General features: G+C 69.1%; 6 protein-coding genes. 2 read left to right on the top strand and 4 right to left on the bottom strand.

The window, feature by feature from the left end:
- The 3 genes from ACFWIW_RS27330 to ACFWIW_RS27320 all read right to left on the bottom strand — a co-directional run.
- The coding region (locus tag ACFWIW_RS27330; protein ID WP_378371094.1) for a DUF6801 domain-containing protein at positions 1–2,095 on the bottom strand (2,095 nt) is incomplete at its 3' end.
- A gap of 346 nt (positions 2,096–2,441) precedes the next feature.
- The gene (locus ACFWIW_RS27325; RefSeq protein WP_378371093.1) at positions 2,442–2,969 is read right to left on the bottom strand and encodes a hypothetical protein; all 528 of its coding nucleotides are present in this window, start codon (positions 2,967–2,969) and stop codon (positions 2,442–2,444) included.
- Between the two features lie 41 nt (positions 2,970–3,010).
- Positions 3,011–3,922 carry an aminoglycoside phosphotransferase family protein gene (locus tag ACFWIW_RS27320; RefSeq protein WP_378371092.1) on the bottom strand — a complete coding sequence of 304 codons (912 nt, stop codon included), beginning with the start codon at positions 3,920–3,922 and terminating at the stop codon, positions 3,011–3,013.
- Between the two features lie 91 nt (positions 3,923–4,013).
- Here ACFWIW_RS27320 and ACFWIW_RS27315 point away from each other — a divergent pair, with 91 nt between their 5' ends.
- Positions 4,014–4,985 carry a hypothetical protein gene (locus ACFWIW_RS27315; RefSeq protein ID WP_378371091.1) on the top strand — a complete coding sequence of 324 codons (972 nt, stop codon included), beginning with the start codon at positions 4,014–4,016 and terminating at the stop codon, positions 4,983–4,985.
- A 64-nt stretch (positions 4,986–5,049) separates the two neighbouring features.
- On the opposite strand, the gene ACFWIW_RS27310 is transcribed toward ACFWIW_RS27315, so the two are convergent.
- The gene (locus ACFWIW_RS27310; RefSeq protein WP_378371090.1) at positions 5,050–8,499 is read right to left on the bottom strand and encodes an indolepyruvate ferredoxin oxidoreductase family protein; all 3,450 of its coding nucleotides are present in this window, start codon (positions 8,497–8,499) and stop codon (positions 5,050–5,052) included.
- 162 nt (positions 8,500–8,661) lie between these two features.
- Between ACFWIW_RS27310 and ACFWIW_RS27305 the strand changes: the two genes are divergently transcribed.
- Positions 8,662–9,126: an Lrp/AsnC family transcriptional regulator gene (locus ACFWIW_RS27305; RefSeq protein ID WP_038512105.1), complete on the top strand. Its 465-nt coding sequence runs from the start codon at positions 8,662–8,664 to the stop codon at positions 9,124–9,126.
- Positions 9,127–9,231 lie beyond the last annotated feature (105 nt).

Raw genomic sequence — 9,231 nt, 5'->3', positions numbered from 1 at the left:
CCAGAGTGCCGCCGTTGAAGACGTCGTAACCGACGACACCGACGTTGTCACTCGAAGCGGTCCAGGACAGCCCGACGCTGGACTGGGTGACGTCGGTCGTGGCGAGCCCGGCCGGAACGCTGGGCGCTTCGGTGTCGGGAGCGGTGGCGGTCCGGGCGGTCACCGGAGCGCTGGGCTCCGACTTGTTCCCGGCAGCGTCCTTGGCCACCACGGTGAAGGTGTACTCGGTGTCGGCGGCGAGACCGTCGACGGTGGCGCTGGTTTCGGTCACCGACTTCACCAGGGTGGCGCCGTTGTAGACGTCGTACCCGGTGACACCGACATTGTCACTCGACGCGTCCCACGCCAGGCCGACGCTGGAGGCCGAGGTCCCGGTCGAGCGCGGGTTGCCCGGCGCACCCGGGGCCTGCGTGTCGGGTGCCGCCTGCGTTTTCGCCGTGACAGCGGCACTCGCCGCCGACACGTTGCCCGCGGCATCCTTGGCCACCACGGTGAACGAGTACTCGGTGTCGGCCGCCAGACCGTCGATCGTGGCCTGGGGTTCCGTGACCGACTTGACGACCTCGGTGCCCTTCAAGACGTCGTAGCCGGTGACACCGACGTTGTCGCTCGACGCGTCCCAAGCCAGCGTCACACTGGTTTGGGTGGTACCGGTCGAGTGCACGTTCGCGGGCGTCGTCGGGGCCTGCGTGTCCGGGGCCTTCGCGGTCCGGGCGGTGGCGGGCGCGGTGGCGGGCGAGACGTTGCCCGCCGCGTCCTTCGCCTTGACTGTGAAGGAATACTCCGTGTCCGGGGTGAGCCCGTCGACCGTGGCCGACGTGCCGGTCACGGATTTGACGAGGTCCGCGCCCGAGTAGACGTCGTACCCGGTCACGGCGACGTTGTCGGTGGCAGCGCCCCAAGACAGCGCGACGCTGTTCTGGGTGACGTCACCGACCGTCACAGCGCCGGGAGCCGACGGTGCGGTCGTGTCCGCCGCCGCGGTGACGGTGAAGGTGTGCAGCACGTTGGCCTGGCCGCTCGCCGGGGTGCAGTCCGCGACGAACGTGCCGAGGCCGGTCTCCGCGCCGGAGGCCGTCAGCGGCGTCATGGTCAGCACCAGATCGTGCACCGACAGCGTGGCCGTCCCCGGCTGGTCGAACCGCAGCGACGGCGCGGAACCGGTCGCGTTGATCACCAGGTCGTTGCCCTTGGGCGGGATGGGTTGCTGCGGAACCGCGGTCGGCACGCCGACGGCGAGATGACCCTGCGGGCTGGAGACCAGCGAAGTGGCCAGTGCCGTTCCCTTGATGGTCTCGGCGCCGACGAGCCGGAGCCCTTCGGTAGCGGTCGAGCCCGCGTTGGAGACCGCCTTGATGTCGATCTTGGGGGTGAACTGGCCCACCGGGATCGACTCGGGCAACGTGGCGTCGATGTCGACCGTGACGTCCTGGTTGCCGATCAACGGGAACGGGCAGCTGTAGACCTGCTTCAGCGGCGGGTGGTTCCCCGAGCCGACGACGGCTTCCGGGGTGACCGGCGAACCGGTCACCGTGTAGGTCTGCAGCACCGTCTCGGCCCCCGCCGCCAGCGTGCAGTCCGAAGTGAAGGTGCCGAGACCGGTTTCGGTGCCGTCGGCCTTGAGCGGGGTCATCACCAGCTGCAGGTTGTTCACGGCGAGCGTCGCGGTGCCCGGCTGGTCGAACCTCAGCGCGGGCGCGCTGCCGGTGGCGTTCACGATGAGGTCGTTGCCCGCCGCCGGGATGGGCTGCTTCGGCACGTCGGAGTCGACCTTCACGGTCATCGTGCCCTGGCTGCCGGGCATCGTCACGGTGGAGGTCGCCTTCGCGGTGCCCTTGATGGATTCGGCGCCAACGAGACGAAGACCTTCGGTCGCCGTCTTGCCCGCGTTGGACACGGCGGTGATCTCGATGGCGGGAGTCAGTTTCCCGGTCTCGATCGTCGAAGGTTGAGTGGTCTTGATGGTGACCGAGACGTTCTGATTACCGATCAACGGGAACGGGCACGAGTAATTCTGCGTGAGCTCACCCGGAGCCGCGGCACTGGTGCCCGAAGCGATCGTGAGACCCAGTGTCACCAAGGCCGCCGTGCTCACGACGGCGATGCCCCCGGCCAGTCTTCGACTACGTCTTCTGTGTTTCACAGGTCCCTCTCCAACACATAGACCACACCCGCCGAAACCATCGGACAAACGATTAATGCCCGCTTTCGCGGGCTCTTCCCAGCGGGCGCGTGTGCACATTTACGGGTATGCCACAGGGAATTAACACACCCGCGAGGCTCGGCAGGCAAGCAAAATCACAGAGCCCGCGCGACCATTCTTCGTCTTTGTCATACGCGGTCGATTCGCCGTTCGCGAATCTGTCAGCCGCGCCCCCAAAACGTCCACCGCCACCCCGGGAAGGGTGGTTACTGGCCAACAGGGTCGCGATCGGGTCGGCCTACTTGCCGCGCCAGGGCGGGACCCAGCCGAGGCGTTTGCAGACCGTGTCGAGGTCGGCGTCGGTCAGGCTCCGGCGATCCGACAGGTTCGCCGACCGCGGCCCGAGGATCTGCATCCGGTCGACCGCGGTACCCGGGTCGCCGATGTCCTTGCGGACCTCGATCAGGAAATCCGCGTAGAGGCGGAACTGGATGTCGGGCGGTGCCCCGGCGGGGAGCGCCTGCATGAGGCGGGAGTACGCCTTGACGATGCCGTCCGAGCCGTACACGTTCACCCAGGTGTCGAAGCGGCGCTTGTGCTTCAGCTCCTCTTCCGTGGGCAGGTCGTCGCTGGTGAACATGCGTTCCAGCATGTCGACGACGGGTTCGCACATCTCGCGTTTCTGCTCGGAGATCCGTTCGCGAACCTGGTCGGCGCTCTGCACCCGCGCCTCGAGTCGGCGTGCGGCCAGCGCGAAGATCCCGGCGACCACCGCCGCGGAGACCGAGGCGATGGCCGCGATGACGGCGACGACGATGGACGACATGCGATCGATCCAACCACGATCGGCCGCGCGGGGACGGTCACTCAGCGGGAAGCATCGGCCAGAATCCCGGCCAAGACGCGACGTGCGTTCTCCGCTTCCTCGTCGACGCGTCCCCGCGTCCGGGCACAGGTGACCAGCGTCTTCCACAGCGCCCAACCACGCCCGCGCTCCCATTCCGGGCTGTCGACCGAAAGCCCTTCGCGGAACGCTTCCCTGCCTTCGGCGGTCAGCAACGTCCAAGCGATCGCCAAGTCGCAGGACGGATCGCCTACGCCGCAGGTGCCGAAATCGATGACGGCCGCCAGTTCCCCGCCATCGAGCAGGAGATTCCCCGGCGCGATGTCGCCGTGGAACCAGCGATCCGTTCCGTCCCAGGGAGTTGCCAGCGCGGTCTTCCAGATCTCGCGCGCCGGACCGGCGTCGATGTCGCCGTCCAACGCCGTGAGCGCGCGCTCGGTCTGCGCGTCGTAGGTGCGCAGGGTGGCGCCCCGGAACCAGTTGTGCTTTCCCGGCCGAGGGCCGCCGGTGGTGTCGATGGCCCTCAGCGCCGCCAGGAAACCGGCCAGGTCGAGGGCGAACCGGACCGGGTCGGGGATACGGTCGGCACTCGCGGGTTCGCCGTCGAGCCATCGGTAGACCGACCACTCGAAGGGATAGCCGGCGCCGGGACGTCCCTTCGCCAGCGGAACCGGGATGGGCAACGGGAGCCGGGGAGCGAGCAGCGGTAGCCAGCGCTGCTCCTTGCCCACCGCCAAGGCGTACTCGGCGGCGCTCGGCAGCCGTGCCAGCATTTCGTCGCCGATCCGGAAAGTCCCGTTGTCCCACCCGGATTCCGCCACCGGCCGGACCGGGAGGCCGGCCCACTCCGGGAACTGTTCGCCGAGCAGACCGCGCACCCGCGCCTCGTCCACGGTGATCCGCCGCGGCGGCGGGCTCAGGTCCGGAGTGCTCATCGCTCGACGGGAAGCCACACCCCGAGTCTCGTCGTGCCGTCCAGCGGATATTCGGCGGACTCCTGGCCCGGAGTCGGGCAGGCTGGGGCCCATGCGAGAAATTCGACGCGAGGTCACGGCTGTCGCGGGTACGAAGGCGCTGGTCTGGATCGGGGAAACGCTCCACGACTTGTCGCCGGGTTCGCCGATACTCGGCGAATACTGCGAAACCTTCGACACCGCGGCGGTCTCGCCCCAGGGTGACATGGTCGCGCTCGTGACCGATACCGGAACGACCGGGCTGCTGCTCTCGTCGGACGGCAGGCCGATCCGCGAGCTCACCCGTAGCGGTTACAAGGCCGAGGCCTACCGCTACCCGCTGGTGTTGTGCACCCTGCCCGACGGCAGGACGGGTTTGATCCACTGCCCCGACGAGTACAACCGCCTGGAGATCGAAGTCGCCGCGACCGGCGAACGCCTCACCGGCGGCGCCGAGCGCGAGCCGACCGACATCTTCCACTCGCGCCTGGCCGTCTCGCCCGACGGGCGCTATCTGCTCAGCGCCGGCTGGGTCTGGCATCCCTGGAGCTGCATGGCGGTCTACGACCTGCGGAAGGCACTGGCCGAACCTGCGACGCTCGACCCGGTCGGAGACGTGTTCGGCCTGCTCGAACTCGTGCGGGCCGAGGTCGCGGGCGCTTGCTTCGTCGGCGAAGACATCGTGATCAGCACATCCACGGAGGACGACGATCCGGACGGCCCCGACGACCTCGGACCCACCATGGTGGCCCGGTGGTCGACCACCGCCAACACGTTCGCCTGGCGTCGGCAGCTGGACCTGCCCGCCGGCGACGTCGTTCCCTTCGCGGGCGATTTCCTTGCCCTGTACGACCATCCGCGTCTCTACGACGGGGACACCGGAGACCTGATCGCCGCGTGGCCCGAACTCTCGACCGGCCACGCGGACAGCTCGATCGTGTGGGACAGGTTCTTCTCGGGACCTGCGCGGGTGGCCGTCGACGAAATCCGGCGACGTTTCGCGGTGACCGACGGCGAACTGACCACGGTCGTCCACCTCGGCTGACCTGGTAAGTGCCGTCAGAACGACACTTACCACTCACGACGCTTCGGCTGCCGGACCGACGCCGTCAGGTGTTCGCGCCGAGCCGGTCCGCCCGGACGAGATCGGCCAGGAGCGCCGACTGTTCCCGGCGGTAGGTCTCGACGTTCGCCAGCTTGACGTCCTCGTAACCGCGAACCAGATCGGGCAGTTCGGCCAGGGCCAGCAGCCTGCCGCGATCGGCGTCCTCGGTGCCGAAAGCGGCGAGGATCGTCTCCCGGTACTGCCCGACGAGCTCCCTCTCCACCTTCCGGACGTGTGCCTTGCCGAACGGGTCCCAGCGGGTGCCGCGCAGCTTCCGCGCGGCGCGCAGCGCGACGAACACGGGACGGAACTTCGGGCCGAGCGCGATCTTCCGTTTCATGCCCAGCGCGCGCAGGAAGGGCGGGTGCAGGCGGTAGGCGTACCGGCTGCCGACACCGAACTCGGCCTCGATCCCGGCGAGCACGGCGGGATCGAGCGACAGCCGCGCGACCTCGTACTCGTCCTTGTACGCCATCAGTTTGTGCAGGTTGCGTGCCACCGCTTCGGTGATGGCGGTCGAATCCCCTTCAAGGACCCGGACGCGCTCGACGAACCCGGCGTACTCCCGCGCGTAGCGAACGTTCTGGTACTGGACGAGCTCGGGGACGCGGATGTCCAGCAGCCGCGCGAGTTCCGAACCCGGCTCGGCGTGCACGAGCGCGCGAGCACGCAGGGCGGCCGCCGATGGGGCCGGCGTCGCGGCGACGGCGGGCGGGGCGACCAGGGCGTGCAGTCCGTCGGGATCGGCGACGAGTTGCCTGCCGCGCCGGAACGCCTGGAGGTTGCCCGCGACGGCGACCCCGTTGAGTTCGATCGCGCGTTCCACGCTGCCCGCGTCCAGCGGGATGGCGCCGGTCTGGTAAGCCGCACCGAGCTGGAGGATGTTGGCGAACTGGTCGTCGTCGAACAGGGTTTCCGCCAGTTCCCGCGCGTCGAGCGCCACCGTCCGCGCCGCGTTGTCCGAGATCGCCCCGCGCACGGCGGCGGCATCGGGGAAGGACACCGTGGTGTCGACGACCATCCGGCCGGTCGGCACCTCGGTCGTGGAGACCACGGCCGTGGTCCTGCCGTTGTCCGCCACCGACAGATGCGCCGGATCCGCGCCGACGAGGACGTCGCAGGCCAGGTAGAGGTCGCATTCCCCGGCCGCGAGTTTCGGGGCCTGCGGTGTCGGCTCGGCGGTGATCTTCAGATCGGAGACGACGGCGCCGCCCTTCTGCGCGAGCCCGGTCTGGTCCAGCGTCCGGACCTGCCTGCCTTCGAGCACCGCGGCCGTGGCGAGGATCTGCGCGACGGTGACCACGCCGGTCCCGCCGACCCCGGTGATGCGCACGGTGAAGTCGGTGCCCGAGGTCTCGGGAGCGGGCAGTTCGGCCGCGGTGATCTCCCCGGCCCGCGGCCGGTGTTTGCGGCCGGTGGGCACCACCGTCATGAACGACGGGCAGTCCCCGGCCAGGCAGGAGTAGTCCACATTGCACGACGACTGGTGGATCGCGGTCTTACGGCCGAATTCGGTGCTGACCGGCTGCACGGACAGGCAGTTCGACTTCTCGCCGCAGTCGCCACAGCCCTCGCAGACCCGCTCGTTGATCACGACCTTGGCCGCCGGGGTCTCCAGCTTTCCGCGACGGCGTTTACGGCGCTTCTCGGCAGCGCATTCCTGATCGTGGATGAGCACGGTCACCCCGGGAACGCGGGCCAATTCCTCTTGCGTGCTCAGCAGTTCGTCGCGGTGCCGGACCTCGACGCCGTCCGGCATCCGCACACCGCGGAGCCGTTTCGGCTCGTCACTGGTGACGACCACCTTCGCGACGCCTTCGACCAGGAGCAGCGACGCCAGCCTGTCCACCGAGAGGCCGCCGACGGCGTCCTGGCCGCCGGTCATCGCGACCGTCGCGTTGTAGAGGATCTTGTAGGTGATGTTCACCCCCGCGGCCACCGCCGCCCGCACCGCGAGGCTGCCGGAATGGGTGAACGTGCCGTCGCCGATGTTCTGCACGAAATGCGAGGCGTCGACGAACGGCTCCATCCCGAGCCACTGCGCGCCCTCGCCGCCCATCTGGGTCAGGCCGACCACGTCGCCGACCTGTTCCGGTTCCATGAACAGCGCCATGGCGTGACAGCCGATGCCGCCGCCCACCACCGTGCCCTCGGGCACCTTGGTCGAGGAGTTGTGCGGGCAGCCGGAGCAGAAGTACGGCGTCCTGGCGAGCAACGGCACGGAGATCCGCTCGCGGCGGCGCCGCTGCCGCCACGCATCCACGGACGGGATCTCGTGGTGCTCGCTCAGCCGGGCGGCCAGCACCCTCGCGATGGCGTCCGGGTCGAGCTCGCCGAGTTCGGTGCACAGGGTGCGGCCGTCCGGGCCGGTCTTGCCGTACACGGCGGGCGCTCCGGCGGTGCCGTACAGCACCTCCTTGATCGCCGATTCGACGAAGGAGCGCTTCTCCTCCACCACGACGATCTCGGCGAGGCCGTCGGCGAACCGGCGGACGATCGACGGTTCGAGCGGGTGGATGACGCCGAGCTTGAGGATCCGGATCCCGTGCCGGGACAACGCCTCGGCGTCCAGGCCGAGCAACCGCAATGCCTGCATCAAGTCCAAATAGGACTTTCCGGCGGTGACGATGCCGACGCGGTCCTTCGGTCCTTCGTGGACGATCCGGTTGAGCCCGCTGGCACGCACGTATTCGACGGCCAGCGGCAGGCGTTCGGTGTACAGGCTGCGTTCGAGCGCCATCAACGTGGTGCCGAGCAGCCGCGTGCTGGGCTTGTGCCGGTACGCGGGCAGCGCCAACTCGGGCGCCGTCCAGTCCGGCCGGACGTGCGCGGTACTCGCGGCGTCGGCCACGTTCGCCACGAGTTTCATCGACGACCACAGTCCGCTCGCCCTGGACAGCTCCACGGCGTGCAGCCCGAAGTCCAGCACGTCCTGGGAGTCGGACGGGAAGAACACCGGCATGGCGAGATCGGCCAGTGCGAGCTCGGAAGCACAGGGCACCGACGACGACTTCGCGTTCGGATCGTCGCCGACCAGCGCCACCGCGCCGCCCGCCGGGTCGGTCCCCGCGAGATTGGCGTGCCGCAGGGCGTCGGTCGCCCGGTCGAGGCCGGGTGCCTTGCCGTACCAGAACCCGGTGACCCCGCCGCGCGACGAGCCGACCGACGCGGTGAGCTGGCTGCCCATGACCGCGGTCGCGGCGAGCTCCTCGTTCAGGCCGGGGCGGTGCACGACGTCGTGCTTCTCGAGCAGGTGGGAGCGGCGGCCGAGTTCGAGGTCGTAGCCCGCCAGCGGCGAACCTTCGTACCCGGAGACGAACACGGCGGGGGACGCCCCGGCGGCGCGGTCGTGCCGCACCCGGTCGAACAGCATCCGGACCAGGGCCTGGACACCGCTGAGGTAAACGGTGCCGTCCTCCCGCAGATACCGGTCCTCCAACGTGAACTGCTCCACCAGACCTGCCTCCTTCGGCACCCCCGCGTGACGTCACGACAGAAGACCCGACCGCGCGGGCCGTCGCAACAGGCGGCAGTCTATTGGCACCCGGCACGCAAAAAATCCGGCCCATCTTCTCCACTGGCCGATATTCGTTGCGTCTGCGTACCATCCTGGCTCATGGCGGACCAGCTCATCGACGAGACCGATCGCGAGATCCTCGAACTGCTGCGGGAGGACGCCCGGCGCACCCTTGGCGACATCGGGGCCCGTGTCACGCTGTCCACCGCGGCGGTCAAACGCCGGATCGACCGGATGCAGGAGAACGGCGTCATCGTCGGCTACACCGTCCAGATCGACCACGCCAAACTCGGCTGGGGCATCGAGGCGTTCACCGAACTGCGGTTCACCGGGACCACCAAGGTCGGCGAGATCGTCCGCACCACCACCCGGATGCCCGAGGCACAGGCGGTGTTCACCATCGCGGGCGACCCCGACGCGCTCGTCTGGCTGCGGGTGCGGGACATGGGCCATCTGCAGCGCACCATCGACGAGATCCGGCGGCATCACCAGGTGACGGGCACGAAGACGCTGATGGTGCTGGACTCCTGGACGCGAGGGCAGCAGTGGCCCCACCCCTCGTGAGTGGCAAGGACGGTTCTAACCGTCCTTGCCACTCACGAGGGGGGTGGGGGCCCCGGGAAGCCCCCGCCCCCGGGGGGTATTAAAAAAAACCCAACCCCCAGACCA

It is taken from the genome of Amycolatopsis sp. NPDC058340 (assembly GCF_042723975.1).
In the GTDB taxonomy this organism is placed as follows: domain Bacteria; phylum Actinomycetota; class Actinomycetes; order Mycobacteriales; family Pseudonocardiaceae; genus Amycolatopsis.
Note: the sequence above shows the minus strand (reverse complement) of the source record. Positions and strands in the feature narration are given on the sequence as shown.

What these genes read in the sequence shown, in the direction of transcription:
- ACFWIW_RS27325 (WP_378371093.1), bottom strand. Translation starts at nt 2,969, where the DNA reads ATGTCGTCCATCGTCGTCGCCGTCATCGCGGCCATCGCCTCGGTCTCC.
- ACFWIW_RS27315 (WP_378371091.1), top strand. Translation starts at nt 4,014, where the DNA reads ATGCGAGAAATTCGACGCGAGGTCACGGCTGTCGCGGGTACGAAGGCG.
- ACFWIW_RS27305 (WP_038512105.1), top strand. Translation starts at nt 8,662, where the DNA reads ATGGCGGACCAGCTCATCGACGAGACCGATCGCGAGATCCTCGAACTG.
- ACFWIW_RS27320 (WP_378371092.1), bottom strand. Translation starts at nt 3,922, where the DNA reads ATGAGCACTCCGGACCTGAGCCCGCCGCCGCGGCGGATCACCGTGGAC.